This is a genomic window from Paenibacillus tianjinensis, from assembly GCF_017086365.1.
Lineage (GTDB): Bacteria > Bacillota > Bacilli > Paenibacillales > Paenibacillaceae > Paenibacillus_AQ > Paenibacillus_AQ tianjinensis.
The window spans coordinates 3,291,950-3,309,390 of record NZ_CP070969.1 but is presented as its reverse complement, the minus strand read 5'-3'; the positions used below and the strand labels follow the sequence as shown (position 1 = coordinate 3,309,390).

20 protein-coding genes are annotated in these 17,441 nt (G+C 48.8%); 13 read left to right on the top strand and 7 right to left on the bottom strand.

Annotated features, from left to right (window positions below; translation table 11 throughout):
• Nucleotides 1–4: 4 nt before the first annotated feature.
• Nucleotides 5–883 carry a polysaccharide deacetylase family protein gene (locus tag JRJ22_RS14750; RefSeq protein ID WP_206100276.1) on the bottom strand — a complete coding sequence of 293 codons (879 nt, stop codon included), beginning with the start codon at nt 881–883 and terminating at the stop codon, nt 5–7.
• A gap of 193 nt (nt 884–1,076) precedes the next feature.
• On the opposite strand from JRJ22_RS14750, the gene JRJ22_RS14745 reads away from it, so the two are divergent.
• From JRJ22_RS14745 to JRJ22_RS14700, 10 genes are all read left to right on the top strand, one after another.
• Nucleotides 1,077–2,117 (top strand): NADH:flavin oxidoreductase/NADH oxidase, encoded by a 1,041-nt coding sequence (locus JRJ22_RS14745; RefSeq protein WP_206100275.1) that lies wholly within the window; start codon nt 1,077–1,079, stop codon nt 2,115–2,117.
• 86 nt (nt 2,118–2,203) lie between these two features.
• Nucleotides 2,204–2,908, top strand: a complete 705-nt coding sequence (locus tag JRJ22_RS14740; RefSeq protein WP_206100274.1) for a dihydroorotate dehydrogenase electron transfer subunit — start codon at nt 2,204–2,206, stop codon at nt 2,906–2,908.
• A gap of 4 nt (nt 2,909–2,912) precedes the next feature.
• Entirely contained in the window at nt 2,913–3,845 is a 933-nt protein-coding gene (locus JRJ22_RS14735; protein ID WP_206105146.1) for a dihydroorotate dehydrogenase, read from the top strand.
• 96 nt (nt 3,846–3,941) lie between these two features.
• Nucleotides 3,942–4,280, top strand: coding sequence for a prenylated flavin chaperone LpdD (gene lpdD, locus JRJ22_RS14730; RefSeq protein ID WP_206100273.1), 339 nt, complete (start codon nt 3,942–3,944; stop codon nt 4,278–4,280).
• A 70-nt stretch (nt 4,281–4,350) separates the two neighbouring features.
• Complete coding sequence (locus tag JRJ22_RS14725) at nt 4,351–5,019, top strand: PspA/IM30 family protein (protein ID WP_206100272.1); 669 nt, start codon at nt 4,351–4,353, stop codon at nt 5,017–5,019.
• Nucleotides 5,020–5,146: 127 nt separating this feature from the next.
• Nucleotides 5,147–5,557 carry a DUF350 domain-containing protein gene (locus JRJ22_RS14720; protein WP_206100271.1) on the top strand — a complete coding sequence of 137 codons (411 nt, stop codon included), beginning with the start codon at nt 5,147–5,149 and terminating at the stop codon, nt 5,555–5,557.
• A gap of 80 nt (nt 5,558–5,637) precedes the next feature.
• Complete coding sequence (locus tag JRJ22_RS14715; protein WP_206100270.1) at nt 5,638–6,144, top strand: DUF4178 domain-containing protein; 507 nt, start codon at nt 5,638–5,640, stop codon at nt 6,142–6,144.
• Between the two features lie 180 nt (nt 6,145–6,324).
• Nucleotides 6,325–7,605, top strand: a complete 1,281-nt coding sequence (locus JRJ22_RS14710; protein WP_206100269.1) for a molybdopterin molybdotransferase MoeA — start codon at nt 6,325–6,327, stop codon at nt 7,603–7,605.
• A gap of 28 nt (nt 7,606–7,633) precedes the next feature.
• A complete protein-coding gene (gene mobB, locus JRJ22_RS14705; RefSeq protein WP_206100268.1) occupies nt 7,634–8,239 on the top strand; it encodes a molybdopterin-guanine dinucleotide biosynthesis protein B in 606 nt (201 codons plus the stop codon).
• Nucleotides 8,240–8,389: 150 nt separating this feature from the next.
• Complete coding sequence (locus JRJ22_RS14700) at nt 8,390–8,731, top strand: cupin domain-containing protein (RefSeq protein ID WP_206100267.1); 342 nt, start codon at nt 8,390–8,392, stop codon at nt 8,729–8,731.
• 38 nt (nt 8,732–8,769) lie between these two features.
• Here JRJ22_RS14700 and JRJ22_RS14695 read toward each other — a convergent pair whose 3' ends face one another.
• Nucleotides 8,770–9,639 carry a pentapeptide repeat-containing protein gene (locus JRJ22_RS14695; RefSeq protein WP_232380849.1) on the bottom strand — a complete coding sequence of 290 codons (870 nt, stop codon included), beginning with the start codon at nt 9,637–9,639 and terminating at the stop codon, nt 8,770–8,772.
• 48 nt (nt 9,640–9,687) lie between these two features.
• The gene (gene xerS, locus JRJ22_RS14690; RefSeq protein ID WP_206105144.1) at nt 9,688–10,770 is read right to left on the bottom strand and encodes a tyrosine recombinase XerS; all 1,083 of its coding nucleotides are present in this window, start codon (nt 10,768–10,770) and stop codon (nt 9,688–9,690) included.
• Nucleotides 10,771–10,939: 169 nt separating this feature from the next.
• Here xerS and JRJ22_RS14685 point away from each other — a divergent pair, with 169 nt between their 5' ends.
• Nucleotides 10,940–11,449 carry a GNAT family N-acetyltransferase gene (locus JRJ22_RS14685; RefSeq protein ID WP_206100266.1) on the top strand — a complete coding sequence of 170 codons (510 nt, stop codon included), beginning with the start codon at nt 10,940–10,942 and terminating at the stop codon, nt 11,447–11,449.
• Nucleotides 11,450–11,762: 313 nt separating this feature from the next.
• Here JRJ22_RS14685 and JRJ22_RS14680 read toward each other — a convergent pair whose 3' ends face one another.
• Together JRJ22_RS14680 and JRJ22_RS14675 are read right to left on the bottom strand one after the other, a co-directional pair.
• Nucleotides 11,763–12,158: a hypothetical protein gene (locus JRJ22_RS14680; protein ID WP_232380848.1), complete on the bottom strand. Its 396-nt coding sequence runs from the start codon at nt 12,156–12,158 to the stop codon at nt 11,763–11,765.
• A 413-nt stretch (nt 12,159–12,571) separates the two neighbouring features.
• Nucleotides 12,572–13,519: a Gfo/Idh/MocA family protein gene (locus JRJ22_RS14675; RefSeq protein ID WP_206100265.1), complete on the bottom strand. Its 948-nt coding sequence runs from the start codon at nt 13,517–13,519 to the stop codon at nt 12,572–12,574.
• Nucleotides 13,520–13,633: 114 nt separating this feature from the next.
• Here JRJ22_RS14675 and JRJ22_RS14670 point away from each other — a divergent pair, with 114 nt between their 5' ends.
• A complete protein-coding gene (locus JRJ22_RS14670) occupies nt 13,634–14,590 on the top strand; it encodes a helix-turn-helix transcriptional regulator (protein ID WP_206100264.1) in 957 nt (318 codons plus the stop codon).
• Between the two features lie 240 nt (nt 14,591–14,830).
• On the opposite strand, the gene JRJ22_RS14665 is transcribed toward JRJ22_RS14670, so the two are convergent.
• Nucleotides 14,831–15,190 carry a winged helix-turn-helix transcriptional regulator gene (locus JRJ22_RS14665; RefSeq protein ID WP_206100263.1) on the bottom strand — a complete coding sequence of 120 codons (360 nt, stop codon included), beginning with the start codon at nt 15,188–15,190 and terminating at the stop codon, nt 14,831–14,833.
• A gap of 134 nt (nt 15,191–15,324) precedes the next feature.
• On the opposite strand from JRJ22_RS14665, the gene JRJ22_RS14660 reads away from it, so the two are divergent.
• Nucleotides 15,325–15,957 carry an FMN-dependent NADH-azoreductase gene (locus JRJ22_RS14660; protein WP_206100262.1) on the top strand — a complete coding sequence of 211 codons (633 nt, stop codon included), beginning with the start codon at nt 15,325–15,327 and terminating at the stop codon, nt 15,955–15,957.
• Nucleotides 15,958–16,150: 193 nt separating this feature from the next.
• On the opposite strand, the gene JRJ22_RS14655 is transcribed toward JRJ22_RS14660, so the two are convergent.
• A complete protein-coding gene (locus JRJ22_RS14655) occupies nt 16,151–17,401 on the bottom strand; it encodes an MDR family MFS transporter (RefSeq protein WP_206100261.1) in 1,251 nt (416 codons plus the stop codon).
• Nucleotides 17,402–17,441: the final 40 nt, after the last annotated feature.

The window sequence follows — 17,441 nt, the reverse complement described above, 5'->3', positions numbered from 1 at the left end:
TCCGCTATTTATTCTTAGGAAGCTGCAGCATTTCAGGAACAGTAACAAAGGTATACCCTCTTTTACGCATAATGGTAATCACTTCCGGAAGAGCTTGGATCGTGCCCTGCAGATTGCTTCCCCGGCCGCCTCCGCCGTGCTGCAGTATAATGGCTCCTTTCCCAGCATGCGCTACAATATTATTCCTGACCTGGGCTTTGGGCAGGCTCCTCCAGTCCAGTGAATCTACATTCCAGTTCACCAGCTTGTACCCGCGGGCTTTGGCCCATTTCAGCTGGGATTCGCTGATATCACCGTAAGGCGGCCGTATCAGTCTTGGCTTATACCCGGCCAGGGCCGAAATGATATTTTCCGTGCGGATAATCTGGGTACGGAATTCATTCATACCTATTTTTCCGAACTCGGGATGGTTATAAGAATGGTTGCCGATTACATGCCCCTCCCGAACGATCCGGGCTATAAGCGCAGGATGTTTTTCTGCCCGGCTCCCGACAACGAAAAAGGTGGCTTTTACATGATATTTCCGCAGGACATCCAGTAATTGAGGGGTAAACCGCGGATCCGGCACATCGTCAAAGGTCAGTGCGATCATTCTGTTCCGTGGTCCTTGGGTAAGGATCGTTTCCGGGTATTTCTTCAACAGCTGGTTAAGTGTCAGGCTTTTATTCCGTTTATTCCGCCGTGCTGCAGCTTGAGTGGAGGCGTTTGCCGGCTTGGCCTGCGGGTCATCTTTTTCCACACCCTGCTGCCGTTCATATCCTGATGTCTCCTGAATTGCAGGTATGCTGGCTGAAGCGGGTCCCGGGTAAGCCGCAGGGCTGAACAGAACAAAGAACAGTCCGGCAAGAATAAAGAGTTTCCGGTTCATTAACAGATGCTTCATTGCAGGTTCGCCTCCTTCATGCAGCTTCAGGCCACAATTTTCTTTCCTTGTTATCTCCAAGGCGCGGGGGATTTATGCCGGATTCCCTGCCTTGCAGGTAAAGATTTAACGCTGGAGAAAAGTTGTGTATACTTGATTCATCGGGAGATTAGCCCGGAAGCCCCATCGAGAAAAGTGAAGGAAGGGAACGGAAATGTCTGATTTATTTAGTCCATATGAATTAAAGGCGCTGGTCCTGAAAAACCGGGTAGTGATGCCGCCGATGTGCCAGTATGCGGTGGAAAGCCAGGACGGCACGCCGAATGACTGGCATTTCGTGCATTATGTCAGCCGGGCGGTAGGCGGTGCCGGTTTTATTATTGTAGAGATGAGCGGCGTGCATCCGGATGGCCGGATCACCAACAGAGATACCGGGATTTGGAGCGATGAGCAGATCGGGGCCTACCGTAAAATAACAGACGCCGTACATTCCTACGGTGCCAAAATAGCAATCCAGCTTGGCCACGCCGGGCGCAAAGCGCTCGATGCCAATCCGCCTGTAGCTCCATCGGCCATTCCATTCGATGAACGCTCCAAAACTCCGCTGGCCCTTACCAGTGAAGGGATTGCCGAGATGGTCGCCGCATACCGGGAAGGGGCAAGGAGAGCGGTAGAAGCCGGATTTGATACAGTCGAGATTCATGGTGCACACGGATATCTGATCCATCAGTTTCATTCCCCGCTGACGAATGCAAGAGATGATGAATATGGAGCCGATCCTATACTGTTCGGAGAACAGGTCGTCCAGGCTGTCAAAGAAGTGCTGCCGCCCGAAATGCCTTTGCTCATGAGAGTCTCCGCCAAGGAGTATGTGGAAGGCGGGTATGATGAAGCATATGCGCTGGAATTCTGCCGGCGGTATAAGGCTGCCGGTGTAGATATATTCCATGTGTCCTCAGGCGGCGAAGGCCCGATTGGCTCGAACGGGGGCCCTAATGCAGGGCCGGCCTATCAGGTGGATCTGGCAGAGTACATCCGCAGTGGCCTCCAGGTTCCGGTTATTGCCGTGGGACGGCTTGATGACTTCGCAGAAGCACAGGCTGTGATTGCCGAGAAAAAGGCAGAGCTGGTGGCTATTGGCAGAGGAATGCTTAGCGATCCTTACTGGACACTTCATGCTCAGGAAACCCTCGGCGGAATAGACAAAGAAAACGTGCCTGGCCCTTATGAACGCGGAATCTGGAAACGAAAATAGACACTTATTATTGTGAAGTTTGTCACAGATTTTAAACTCTTTCTAAGGCATGGTTAATAAGATAAAATTTGAAGGAGCTTGATAACGTGGCGACGGTAATAAGTAACGAGCGGCTGGTTAACGGAGTGTACCACCTTCGGGTTGAAGGGGATTACGGCGGAACAATGGGTCAGTTCTACATGTTGCGGGCATGGGGGGCCTATCCGCTGCTGTCCAGACCGCTCAGCATACATCAAGTGAACGATGATGGGGTCGAATTTCTATATCATGTGGTAGGAGAAGGTACTGAAATTTTTGCGGAATTGACTCCGGGTGACCAGATTCAGCTGGAAGGGCCGTTTGGCAATGGTTTTCCGGCTGTAGAAGGTAAAGTCGCCTTAATCGGCGGCGGAATCGGCATCGCCCCGCTCTATTATTGCGCCAAAGAGCTTCAAGGCAGTGATATCTATCTTGGTTTCAGCCGGGAAGCCTTCCGTACGGAGGCCTTCCGTCCATTGGCCGCTGAGCTTACGGTGGACGTTGGCGGGCTGATTCTGGATCGTGTGGATTTCACCAGTTATGATCACATCTTCGTTTGTGGTCCACATCCTATGCTGAAAGCTGCGCAATTGAAGGGGATTGCTGCCGAAACTACCGGCAAACGTCCTAAAGTGTATCTCTCCCTGGAGAACCGGATGGCCTGCGGAATCGGCGCTTGCCTAGTATGCAGTGTATCCTGCCGTGACGGACAGCGCAAAGCCTGCGCAGATGGACCTGTGTTCCTGGCAGAGGAGGTGCTTTTCCATGATTAATACAATGCCTAATACCTCGGCAACTATTGCCGGTGTTCATTTTAAGAATCCGATTGTTATGGCTTCAGGCACGTTCGGCTTCGGCAAAGAATATGGCAAGCTCTATGATGTTTCACTGCTGGGCGGAATCTCCGGCAAAGGGCTGACTCTCCATGCCAAAGCCGGAAACCCTGGTGTCCGCGTGTATGAGACAGCTTCCGGCATGCTGAACAGTGTCGGCCTGGAAAATCCGGGAATTGAAGCGTTTTTGGCCAAAGAGCTTCCTTATTGGGAGACGCTGGATACGGCCCGGATCGTGAATCTTGGCGGGAATACACTGCCGGATTATGTGCAGGGTGCTGAGCTGATTCAGCGTGATGCCGACCAGCGCGCCCTTGCGGGTAAGCCTGCGGTCGATATGATTGAACTTAATATTTCCTGTCCTAACGTTAAGGAGGGCGGTATCGCCTTTGGTGTGAAGACTCCAGCCGCACAGGAGGTTGTCCGCGCTGTAAGAGCCGCTACGAAGCTGCCCCTGGCAGTGAAGCTGTCACCGAATGCGGAAGACATCGCGGAGATGGCTGAAATGTGTGAAGCAGAAGGCGCGGATGCCGTATCGCTGATTAATACCATCTCCGGGATGAAGATCGATGTGCGCCGCCGCAGCAGCGTGTTCAATAATTTGTACGCAGGCTTGTCCGGCCCGGCGATCAAACCGGTTGCTCTGCGCATGGTGCATCAAGTGGCACACCGTGTATCAATTCCCGTGATTGGCATGGGCGGTATTACTTCCGCTACAGATATCATTGAATTTATTATGGCCGGAGCTACGGTGATCCAAGTGGGAACCTATAACTTCATGAATCTGCGTGCAGGAAGCTCGTTAGTGGAAGAACTGCAGCAGTTCATGCATGATGAGAATATCTCGTCACTGGACGAAATTCGCGGAATTGTTTAATAATCCGGCACTTCATTGCCTTGGAGGTACTTCTTTTCCGTTCCCCTGAGATATCTTCGTGTGCAGAGGTTAATATAATGGGTAGGGGGAATACTGTTGTCTTCATATGAATATGAGCTTGACGATATTGAACTGTCTGCAGTACCCGTTGGACGTGACCTGCTGCTGCTGATTACCGGTGGTGTCCGCCATATTGGAGCAGCCAGCACGGCATACCCGGATGGTGATACTGTGATAGCAACGACCTCGGCCGTTCCTCATCACAAAGAGCATACGATCAGCGAGGCTATCGCCCTGAGAGCCGCTTCTGCGCTGAACCGGACGGTCACGGTTGTTATGGGTATTCATTACGACGATTTGAGTAAAGAAGGCATTCTGAAGGTCGTTGAAACGGTAAACGGCAAGGTGGATCAATATTTAGCGCAACAATTTTGAAACGATAATGGAACTCCCTGCGTAAAAGATAACAAATGAGCAAATAACTTTTATTTTGGAGGAATGAACCATGTCTATATTTAAACGATTGCGTGATCTAACCATGTCTAACGTCAATGCGATAATTGACAAAGCAGAAGATCCAGTGAAGATGACTGACCAGTACATCCGGGATATGACCGAAGATCTGGAGGATGCCGAAAAAGCGGTTGCCGCCCAAATCGCCATTGAGAAGAAATTCAAGCAGCTGTACGAAGAACAGGAAGCACTGGTAGCCAAGCGTAACCAGCAGGCCCATACCGCTGCTCAGGCAGGTAATGCCGATCTGGCCCGCCGCGCGCTGGAAGAGAAGAAAGCCGCAGAGGTCAAGCTTGTTGAATATAAGACGAGCTTCGATCAGAACAAAGCATCCGCTGACAACCTGCGCGCCAAGCTGGAGGAAATGCGTAAACAGCTCACGCAGATGAAGAACAAGCGTGAAACTCTGGTAGCCCGTTACAATGCAGCTAAGGCGCAAACCGAGATTAACAAAGCGATGAGCGGCTTCAGCTCCGATTCTGCTTCTGCCGGATTGAAACGGATGGAAGACAAGATGCTTCAAGCCGAAGCGCAAGCCGAAGCCAGCAACGAAATGAGCTCCGGCAACAAATCGCTGGACGATGAATTCGAGAGCCTTAACAAGGATAAGGCAGTAGAAGACGAGCTGGCTGCCTTGATGAAGCAGTACGAGAAACAATAATATAGGGTATTAGCCGGTCCTGAGCCGGTGATTACAGGCGAAGGGGAGACAGAAGAGTTGTTTCTCCTTCGCCTTCTCTATGCTTTCTATACCGGGCTGGCAAACTGAACAAGCGGGGGCTAAAGCAATGGATTTCCATACTCTGGTGTCCATGGTTGTGTGGACGGTGAGCGGCGCAGTGCTGCTTTTTGTGCTGATGTTCGTGGATTCGCTGTTTACCCGTTATAACGATCTGGAGGAATTGAAAGCAGGCAATATGGCGGTGACCACCCGGTTTGTGCTGAAACTCGTGGCGCAAGGCTATATATTATCGTCCTCTATTGCCGCATCGAGCCGTTTGGGAGATGCACTTGTGGTCTCCATAGTCTCCTTCTGGATGCTGTTTATCCTCGAAAAGTCTGTAGAGCTGCTGCTTGGCAAATGGGCCACCATTGACCTTGACCATGGAACCCGGCTGGGCAAAATAGGCTACGGGCTGCTGGCAGGCTCGCTGCATGTAACAGGTGCTCTAATTATCGCTGCTTTCATCCGCGGGTAGGACTAACCGGGTTATAGGTGTTAAAATAGTCTATAGTTCTACCTATAAGCCTACAAATTTTTCAAAAGGAATGATGGAAATTGAGCATCTGGAAACGAATCGGAAATATCTTCTCCAAACCCCAGGCACCGGCAGCGCCGAAAAGCATGCTGAATCTAGCACCCGGTGATATCTGTGAGGTTTCGCTGGTAACCTATGAGGTAACCGGACGGACGCAGACAAGCGGCCGCAATGCAGTCGTATTAACCTTACGTGACGGCAGCCGGATTGCTTATCTATATATTGAAGAGCGGGAACAGCTGCAGTATAGTCTCTATCAGCCAATTGACGGGCGGTTGGATAATCCTGCAGAAGTGCCGGCTACACTTGAGTTGGATGACTATACCTATTTTCTTGAAGAAGAATACGAAGGGTATGCGACTGTCACAGGCCAGACCCCTTATATGAATGGCGGAACGCAGCATGTGTGGCAGTATCAATCGGATGAGTACCGGCTGCTGAGGGTAGAGTGGCAGAACGGGCGGTTCATGCTTTATGAAGGGGAAAAGGTCATACCGGCTGATGTGCGGGTCATCCGCGCGTCGTAACCTGTCTATAATGTGCCAATACAATCAAGGATGCCTACGCCCGTTAGCGGAGGTATCCTTTTTTGCTTGCGGCAACAAGTGAAAATTTCACTTTAGAGATAAGCATGTTAAAATAATCAGAACACTAATAAGTACTGGAACATCACTTAACCCGCGATCTGAAGGAGAATGGAGGCACTAATGAATAATAGAGATAATATGCAGGATCATAAATTTCAGCGTAAAGCGATACAGGTGAAGGAAGCGCAAGCCCGGGTAATGCAATATGCAAAAGTGCTTGGGATAGAAGAGGTACCGCTTAGCCAAAGCTGCGGACGTTATTTGGCTGAACCGGTCAACGCCCCGCATCCGTTTCCGGCATTTAACCGTTCAGGTATGGATGGATTCGCAATTATCGCCGCAGATACTCAGGAGTGTAATGCAGAGAATCCGGTATGGCTGGAAGTCATAGATAACATTCCATGCGGAGCTGTACCATCAGCAGATCTTACCCCCGGAACCGCTGCACGCATTATGACCGGAGCTCAGGTGCCGGAAGGTGCTGATGCAGTGGTAATGATAGAAATTACAGAAAGCAGAGATAGGGACGGGAAGACCTTCGTCTTACTCCGTAAACCGCAGCTGGCAGGAAGCAACATCACACCGCGCGGCTTTGAATTGAAGGAAGGTCAGCTGGTGCTGCCGGCAGGCCGTTTAATAGCTGCGGGTGATATCGCAGTGCTGGCTGCTTTTGGGATTCACATGGTGAAGGTGCATCGCCGGCCGAAGATAGCGATTTTTGCAACCGGGTCTGAGCTTTTGGCGGTAGATGAACCGCTTCAGCCCGGTAAAGTCCGCAACAGCAATTCACCGATGCTGGAAGCCCTCGTGCGTGAGGCCGGAGGTGAGGCAGTGATGCTTGGAGCGATCGCTGACGACCTGGAGCTGGCCCGCAGTAAGGTGCAGATGGCGCTGGAAACGCATGATCTCGTCATTACAACAGGTGGAGTGTCTGTTGGCGATTATGACATTATGGGCGATCTGGTCCGGGAAAAAACAGGAGAAATGCTCTTTAACAAAGTAACCATGCGCCCGGGAAGCGTCACGACAGCTGCAGTGCGTGGCGGGAAGCTACTGCTGGCACTATCCGGTAATCCGGGGGCTTGTTTTGTCGGATTTCAGCTTTTTGCCCGGCCGGTTATTTCACTGATGCTAGGAGCAGCGCAGCCGCTTTTACCGGAATGGACCGCGTTTATGGGTGCGGATTATACCAAAGTGAACAACTATACCCGGTTTGTACGTGCCCGGCTGGAAATCCGTGACGGCAGCATTTACGCCTATCCCGCGGGAATCGATGAATCGTCAGTCATGGTAACGATTAAAGACAGTGACTGTCTGATCATCGTCCCTCCGGAAGCACGCGGACTGGCGGCAGGGGATCGGGTGAAGATATTGAAATTGCCTGGTGAGATTGTTGGGTAGAGCAGGGATGGAGGGCCGGCAAAGCAGAATGAGACGAGTTGGGAGAAGGACAAGACTTCGGGGAAATACCGCTAGTACAGGGCAGCGGAACAGCGGACAGCGGGCAAATATTCAACTGCCGGCAGTTTGCCAGATTGTCGGTTATAAGAACAGCGGTAAAACGACGCTGATTTGTGCTGTGATTCCTTTGCTGAAGCAAAGGGGCTACAGTGTCGCTGTCATCAAACATGATGCCCATACTTATGATATGGATCATCACGGAACAGATACCTGGAAACAGCGTCAGGCTGGTGCGGCAGCGGTTGCTATAACGAATAATACCCGGACTTCTGTGATTAAAGAGCGGAGCTCCAGCTTATCCGAGCTGATTGCTGATTTCTCCGGCTATGATTATGTAATCGTTGAAGGATTCAAGCAGGAAGCGTATCCCAAAATTGTGCTTTTGCATAGCGATGAGGATCGAAGCCTGCTCAACCAGGTGAGCAATATCGCAGCAATCGCTGTCTGGGAGACGATGGAGCAGGTCGCCATCGCAGAAAATTGGCATGATAAGCTCTTTAGCATCAACGATAGTGAAGGAATTGCCAACCTTTTGTGGGAACAACGATCTAGTTTTCAGAATTTCAACATATGAAAAATTCACAATAGAGCAGTCAAAAAATCAGCTTGCTGCTGAATTGATACTTTTTATAAGACAAGTCTAAAGGAGGGGCGGAGCCGTTACTCGGGTACAAGAGCAGCGGCGCCTATAAACAAAGCAGAACAACGGGAGAGATCGAACGAGATGAAAATAAGCAAGCAGAATGCGGAACACTATACATGGGGAGATCTATGCGACGGCTGGCACCTAGTTAAAAATAATAATCTGAGTGTAATTCATGAAAGAATGCCCGCAAACACGGCGGAAGTGAAGCATTATCATCAGCAGGCCCGGCAATTTTTCTTTGTACTCTCAGGTACTGCTACTCTCGAAATAGCGGGTACGGAAATTCTGCTTAACCCGCAAGAGGGAATCGAGGTTCATCCATTGGTGCCGCATCAGATGTTCAATACCTCAGGCGCAGAAGTTGAATTCCTGGTCATTTCTACGCCTCCAAGCAAAGGTGACCGGATCGTGGTTGAATAAGTGCGGTCTTAACGGAGACCTTCGGTTTATCCAACTCTCTAATCAAGCCAGTGGGTAGGAGCAGTGAGTCTTGCAGGAAGCTTTGTGGAGGCATCTCCTTTAGCCGTATTAATCTGGAACTGGGTGAGGAACAGGCTGGAAGAAAGGTCGGCACCGCAGATATTCGTATCCCGGAAATCCGCACCGATCAGGTCGGCCGCCCGCAAATCTGCACCGCTCAGATCGGCAGCAATGAGATAGGCACCCCGCAGGCTTACGCAGCGCAGATCGGCACCTTTTAACCTGGCTCCAATCAGGTCGGCACCGCGGCCGTAGTTTTTCTGGCGTTTTGGTTGTTGCTTCAGGTTGCGGCGAACTGCCTCCCGGGTAAGCTCGCTTGCCCGCAGCAGCAGTTCATTAACTTCACCGCGGTGGGCCCCAACATTCAGCTCCAGCAGCGCCTCAGGCGGGAGCATGGTGAGCTGTTCTGTCTTTTTCAGCATATCAGCCAGTCCATGCTGAATGGGACCCGCCGCAGGCCAGCCCAGTGCTTCAGTTAAATACCACAGTAATTCATGAAGCTGCCGCATGACCGGGAAAACTTCAAACATCTGGGACGCAGTGCCCGGAGCCTGATGCCAGTCGACACCGCCATAGGTGACCTTGGATACCTGTTGTCCTGCACCGAAACAGTCATACACCGTACATCCTCGAAAACCCGTCTCCCGGAGCCGGGTATGTATCCCGCAGCGAAAATCCGCCTGCAGATTGTGGCAGGGCTGGCCTGCTGCTTTGTCCATGGCAAAGTCGGCCGAAACGGCAAAGGGCAGGGCGGCACAGCATAACCCGAAGCACTGCTCGCAGTCTGCACGCAGATTATGCGGCAGTTCAGCCGCTGAAAAAGTTGAATAGTCTTGAGTCTCAGACAAGAGAAACTCCCTCCATTACTAAGTATTTAGATGTAATACATAAGATAATCAGCTTTCCACACGCCGCTCAATCGCTTCAGACATCGTTTTGTCTGTAAGATGGGCATAGACCTCAGTAGTTTCTGTGGAGGCATGTCCAAGCTGCTCTTTGGTTTTGTAGATATCATTTTGCAGATAATAGTCTGTAGCGAATGAATGGCGCAGCTTATGAACCGTTAAATAAGGTTTGCCAAACCGTTTGGCATATTTGATGATCATCTCCTGGATGGCCCGTTTAGTCATCCGTTTGCCTTCCTGGCTGCCGTTTGGGAGAGCAATGAACAGGGCCTTTTCCCGTTTTGGCGTTTTGTAGCGTGTCTGGCGGAGACTTAAATAGAGCGCAAGATCGTCTTTAGCCTGCTCACGGAAATAAACCGGTGTCTTGAAGGTTTCATCGTTATTCCCTTTGCGGTATACATAGAGCAGCTTATTATTAATATCCAGGTCATCGACGTTCAAATTGACTACCTCGGATACACGAAGCCCGGAGTTCAGAATCAGACTGGCGATACAGGCATCCCGTTCACGGTTCAGCTGAAAGGAATAATAAGCCTGCTTATTGGCTTCTACATCCCGTCCATAGCCTTCATAGATATAGCCGACGAACTCCAGCAGCTCCTCATCCTCCAGGATTTTTCCTTTAAGCTTGGCAGCGGTATCCTTGGGCTTATGAATCCGCTTGATCTCTACCTTGGCCATAATATTACGCTTCAGCAGCGGGTAGAAATTCTCATCTTCGGCAATCTGGCTGAGATAATGGAACAGGGAGCGCAGGGCAGAGAGCTTACGGGAGACTGTCACCCGGGTATTAGTCCCTTCGGCACGTGTTGTCAAATGCAGGCGGTAGCCTGTGATACTATCCATATGCAGCGTTTCCAGATCGAGCAGGGTGATATTAGCAATGCTGTCCGCAGTAGATAGACCCTCAGCCCTTAACCAGCCGAAAAATGATTCATAATCACGGATGTATTCCAGAAGGGTAGAGGGGGACAGATCAGGACGTTTATAGTCTATGAATTGCTGAACAAACCACGGCATGAGATGCAGCCTTTGATCAAGATTTTTGCGGTCGCTGTTCTTTTGAATGCTGATGACAATCACCTTTTTCTTAGTATGCTGTAAGGATGCGCGAATATGGGTGTCTGTCTATCTTATCATGTTTCGCAGCTGGCAGGGAATGGTGGTGTACGCACTGACCTTGCCCCCGAGGGGACAAAGTTATATGATGTGAAGTAAAATGTGAATCGTTGAGGTGAACCTAATGGAACTTGGAATCGAATTGGTTCCCAAGGAGAATAGACAGATAATCAGCAGACTGATGCAGTTTTATTTATATGATTTCACCCGGTATCTGGAGCTTGAGGTAGACCGTGACGGTAATTTTCCGTCCTATCCGGGTCTAGAAGCTTACTGGAACAGCGGTAACAATAAATTCGCTTATCTGTTTACCGCGGATGGCAATATCGCCGGATTCGCCCTGGTGGACCGTCTGCTGCGTAATCCTGAAGGGCAGTTTTATATGACAGAATTTTTTGTGCTGCAAAAATACCGCCGGAGCGGGGTGGGCACCTGGGCGGCACACCGATTGTTCGATATGTTTCCCGGTGACTGGAAGGTGTCGCAGATCCGCGCTAATACACCTGCCCGTAATTTCTGGCATCGGGTTATTGGAGCGTATACGAATGGGGAATTTAAGGAGCGCTTCAACCCGAAACAGGGGAATCCAAGCCAATATTTCAGTACGGAGAGCGCCACTAAGCTCAAAAACTAGTACGTCAGGGCAGAGTGGGAAGCTATACATTAGCTAAATGGCCGGAAAATATACCTTTAGCGGAGATGTAATACTCCCTGTATGCCCTGCCTATGGGGGCACGTTACCCGTTGCTCAGGATGTTTTATTTATACTGCAGTTATTTGCTGTTCAAATGTATCTTAAAAGATAAGATAGCATAGCCATAAGCAATAAGTTAACATATTATATATTATGTTAACTTGTATATAAATACCGCCAAAGATTACGAGTGGCAATCAAGCGGTTATCGAGCTTAGTGCCCGGCGGATAGCTGGCTCCAAACATAAATTACTCAAGCTTTCTCTTCAGCATCAGGCTCAGCAAGCGGAGTAACCCATACTTTATAGAGCAGTCCTGTACTCAGGAATTCGTAGTCAGCCTGGACCTGAAAACGCGGACCGTGGAGTGTATTGCTTCTGACGAGCTCAAATAGCAGGATGTTAGCCAGTTTTTCATCCGTTGTCTGATATCCGGTATAAAGATAGCCTATTTCATTATAAGGACCGCTGGAAATCCATTCAAAGGCTTCATGCTGCGTCTCGAATGTCATTGGTTCAATGTACCAGTCAATGTTATCAGGCTCCATACGCGGAGGTATGTGCATATAGCAGCAGGGATTGTCCGTTGGCGGGCGCATAACTTCATGATATGGATCTCGTTCAGGCGGAATGGTAGAGTCATCCTTCAATGATAATTCCCTCCTAAGCTTATTTACCTGATTATAGCAAAAAAAAGAGGGAACACTATGTTAAGGGACGGCTAGGTTAGATTCTGTAAACATAAAGTTAACATAATAAAAGATATGTAAACAAATTTTTTGACATATTACGATAATTTGCTATGCAGCAAAATCCGTTAGAATATCTATCAAATTTCACGCCTTATTTATGCAATTACAACATATGAAAAATTCACAATAATAAAACCAAAAAATCCACTCACCTCCAATAACTTCACATATACTCTCAACCTCTAGTCCACCTTATTTCCATAAAACCAGAAAAAGGGAGGGCCAGCCCCCCTAAATTAGACTTACAGTTACGTAACGCAGACGTATACGAAAAATTCGTAGTGTCTAGCCAATCCGCAACCGCGAAACGCTTAATTTGCAGGAACAGCCAAGAGACTTTTCAGCTCCAGCGCAGTGTTCAGAGAGAGCAGCGCCTGTTTCAGCGACAGAATGGACTCCGAACCGTCTTTGAAACACTGCAGCGCATGCTGCAGACTTTTCTCGTAGGGATTAACTTTCTCTAAGACAATTTCTTGTCTGCCGGTTTCACTGTATTCATAAAGTGCAATATCCACACCGCCCTGCATATCATCTTTTTCATGAAACTCCAGTTTAGCCCGTTCAAAATAAGCTTCATAGCCCACTGTAAAAGGATAGGCTGCCGGCATTAACGACGAAGCTATGACTTGTGCTGAAACATTGGTTTTGTTGAAAATAGCTTCTACCACTGCTTGTCCATCTTGTATGCCTTGACTGCCCCATACCCCGGATGGAGCGGTCGCTCCTAACAGCCAGCTTACAAAATCCAGATCATGAATCATCAAATTCGTAGTTATGGTGCTTAGTCCTAAATCTCCCCATAAAGGAGCGGTTTCCCGGAGTAAACGTACCTTAAGAAGCTTGCCGTATTTCTCCTGCACCGCCGACTCATACAGATACTGATAGGGCGGATCAAATTTGATGAACTGGTTGACGAGGACGCTTTTACCGGATTGTTCTTCAGCATGTTTCATTGCAGCGGCATCTTCAGCAGACAAGCAGACCGGAGTTTCGCAAAATACATGTTTACCTGCCTGAAGCGCATCCAACGTGTACTGTTTGTGTAAGGAGGAGGGCAGACAAATATCAATGATATCAAGGCCGGGATCATGGATGACCTTATCGATAGAGGTAGTGATCTCAACACCTAGTTCTTGCTGTAACTTGTGCAGCTTGGATTCATTTCGTCCGAAGACGACCATCCGCCCGATTTCCGGGAATTTCTTAAGTATAGAGGCGTGATATGCCCCGAATCCGGTGCCTAATATGCCAATGTTCATTTACAACAACTCCTTCTCTCTGATACATTTCATACTATACTTTTATTGTTGACAGCAGAGTGGCAAGAATAGTGAAACCTACATACAGAAAAATTTAACGGAGGAGGAAGAACTGTGCGTGTGCACCGATTGATTGCGATTCTCTTACTCATCGAGTCCAGGGGAAAGATGAAGGCCAGCGAGCTGGCGGCAGTGCTCGAAACCTCCGTCCGTTCTATTTACAGAGATATAGATGTACTCGCGGAAGCGGGGATACCAATGGTTACTTCAACCGGTCCGAATGGCGGCATATCCCTGATGGAAGGTTATACGTTCAATCTGCGGCAATTGAATGGCGACGAGGTCATTCATCTTTATTTAACAGGTATGGGCTTCCATACAGGCAGGCAGAGTGAGTCCCGCATCCAGCTGAATAATGCCCTGCTGAAACTGGAAAAGACGCTGCCCGCTCCTTATCAGGCGGATATCCGTAAGGCCAAAAATGTCTTTTATTTCGATGATACACCGTGGTGGAGCGAACATCCTGCACTGCCTGGGCTAGAGACGCTGCGCACTGCGCTATGGAAAGGGTACAAAGTCAGAGTGGATTATCGTAAGGTGAGCGGGGATCTCTCAACGCGTATCTTGCAGCCTTACGGTTTGGTTGTGAAGCAGGGGGAGTGGTATTTGGTGGCCTATTGCGAGAGCGCGAAGGCGCTGCGGACATTTAAATGTGAGCGGACCAGCGCTGTACAGCTGCTCGAAGAGGATTATGAGCTGCCTGCTGGCTTCTCTTTGGAGATGTATTGGAAGAGCGGGGAAGAAGCTTTTAAACAATCCAGGAGGGCAGAGGAATATTATCCGGTCACTGTCAGAACGAATAAAGGTGAACAGGCGATTGCAGCAAAATTCGAGGTCATCCAGACTGTGGAAGAAGGGATCTCGCAGATTGTAACAGTGAACATGTATAGTTTTGAGCAAGCCTGTGAGAAAGTATTTACACTGCCTGCCAATGCTGAGGTTCTGGAGCCTCAGACTGTGAGAGTTTATATAAAGGAGCGGATCGGGGAGTATCAGCGAATGTATCAGTAATAGGGCGAGATACGCCATTTATCTGGAACAGAGCTATATATTTTATTATGAAAATATTTTTAAGTTACATAATAAATAATATGTTAACTATACGTAAAAGCAATTTTATATTTTAAAAAAAAGACCGGATACAACTGTGTTCTGTCCCATAAAAAGCATTTTATCCGTACAGGCCTCGAATCACTTTCATTATCTTTTATGACTTGGTGCAAATGGAACGGACTAACGTTATATTTAACGCTAGTCCGTTTTTGTTTGTTCATTTATCTCCTTTATAAGCTGTTTTCGCTCGGTATGGGTCACTCCCCATTGATGTAAGGTTTCCAACACCGGCGACAGGCTCATGCCGTATTCCGTGATGGAGTATTCCACTTTGGGCGGGATTTGTGGATAAATGACTCGTTTAACGATCTCTTCCTCCTCCAATTCGCGCAGATGGAGCGTAAGCATCCTTTGAGTGATACCAGGGAGCAATCTTCTTAGCTCATTGAACCGAAGAGGTTTACCTTGAAGCAAATGATAAAGGATAATCGGCTTCCATTTGCCGACGATCGAATCCAACGCCGCACCGAACTGACATTGGGCAGGTTTTTTTTGCATACATTGGCCTCCATTACAGTACCTTTTTTAATACTATACCACATTAATGTTCCTACTTACCATAAGTAAGTAAATGTTATATGATCATCCTTGAAAGTGTACTTTATTTTAATTGCAGAAAGGGAGTTTTAATTATGGCAACTGTACTGTACATCACCGCTCATCCCCTGGATCCTCACGAATCTTTCAGCCTCACGGTAGGCAAAGAATTTATTGAAGCGTACCGTGAGGCCAATCCAACTGATGAAGTTATTCATTTGGATATGTACAAAGAGGATATTCCACAATTTGATGCCGATGTTTTACGCGGTTGGGGAAAGCTTCGATCGGGTTTGTCTTTCGGTCAACTGTCTGACGCCGAGAAATCAAAAGTAGCCCGTCTTGAGGAGATTGTTAATCAATACGTGGCTGCAGATAAGTACGTATATGTATCTCCCATGTGGAATTTCTCGATCCCACCGGTTTTGAAGGCATACACAGATGCGACTTCTATTCCGGGTAAAACATTCAAATATACCCAAGATGGTCCTATAGGTCTGTTGTCCGGCAAGAAAGTCTTACACATTCAAGCTAGCGGTTCCGTTTATTCTGAAGGTCCTCTTGCTCCAATTGAAATGGGATACAGCTACCTCACTAAGGTATTAAAGTTCTATGGGATCCAATCTATTGAGGCAATTTTTGTTGAAGGGACGGCATCATCAGAGCAAGCTCCAGCTATAAAAGAAAAAGCAATCGCACAAGCTAAGGAAATTGCTAAACGCTTCTAATAAAGGGGCAATGTTCTCCAAACTGTAAATGCCACGGACCATGTCATACTCATCAAAAGTCTTTGCAGCGTCTAGAAATGATTGCATCATTTTTACTAACGAAAAACCTTAATTCAATAAAACAGCGACAGCCTAGGACTATATTTTCCCGTCCTTTGCTGTCGCTGTTTCAATTTCTAGGTTTTTTTTAACATTAGCCCGTTTTAAGGCCTGTCGGCTTGACGATTACGGATTCGGCCTGCTCTCTGGCCTTAAATCTTCTGTGGGCAGTGATCAGAAACGGAAGTCCGAGGGCGGTAGTCAGTGCCAGCGGCACGAATACTGCAGGACCATTAGAGGCGCCAAACTGATCCAGCAGCATGCCCCCAAGGATAGGCGCCATAACGCTGCCCAGACCGTTGAAGCCGATGGTTCCGAAGTAAGTGCCTTTCCATTCCGGCTTCGCGATCCGGTCGATCAGCATATCCATCATGGTGAAGAGCAGTACTTCGCCGATCGTGAACAGGATGACACCGGCCATGAGGAGAGCGACTCCGCCCGCGATTCCGAACAGCAGCATGCTCAGCGCTACACAGATATTCCCGAGAATTAGGGGGACAATGGGCGAAAACTTGCTGGCCGTGCGGACAATCGGATACTGTACGACCAGCACGGTCACTGCATTAAGCGACAGCATATAGGAGAAAACCTTCCCGCCATCTGTAAAATGCGTATTCATCGCCAGATACTGCGCCAGTGTAGAGCTGAAATGTCCATAACCCAGTACACAGAAGATGGTACCGAGAAGCACAGGAAGGAATATGCGGTCCCGTCCGGCGGTTGCCAGTGCTGCGCGCAGTTTAGGCGCCTGAGCTTCCGAACGCTGCGGCAGCGTAGAATGGTGCACACGGAACTGCGCGAACAGTACCAGTCCATAAGCGATATAGACGATACCTGCAATCAGGAAGGGGAACGTCGACTCAGCTGAACCCAGCTGAAGGCCAATGATCGGACCGAAGACTACGCCAAGATTGACGGCGGCGTATCTTAGGTTGAATACGAGCAGCTTGTGCTCAGGCGGCGTAATATCCGAGAGCAGCGCTCGTGAGGTAGGCTCGAACACAGCGCGGCAAATCCCGTTCAATGTATTTACGAGGAAGAACACCCACAAATGCTGTGCGGCAGAGAAGCCGAAGAAGACACAGGCCCAGCCGAATACAGAGACCAGCATGACGATTTTTCGCCCGATCACATCGGAGATATACCCGCCGTAGAAGCTAATCAATACGCCTGCAAGCGAGCTAACCGCTACTGTAAAGCCTGTCTGCGTCGGGGAAGCTCCGAGCACCTGGGTTAAATAAATGGATAAAAAAGGAATGCTCATTGATGTTACCAGCCGGCCGAACATGGTCCCGATAATAATGGTCCACGCCAAAGGATGAATATGCTGTAGATGTTGTTTCATTGTGAATCTCCTAGTCTGCTTTCGGATTTTTGGGACTGTT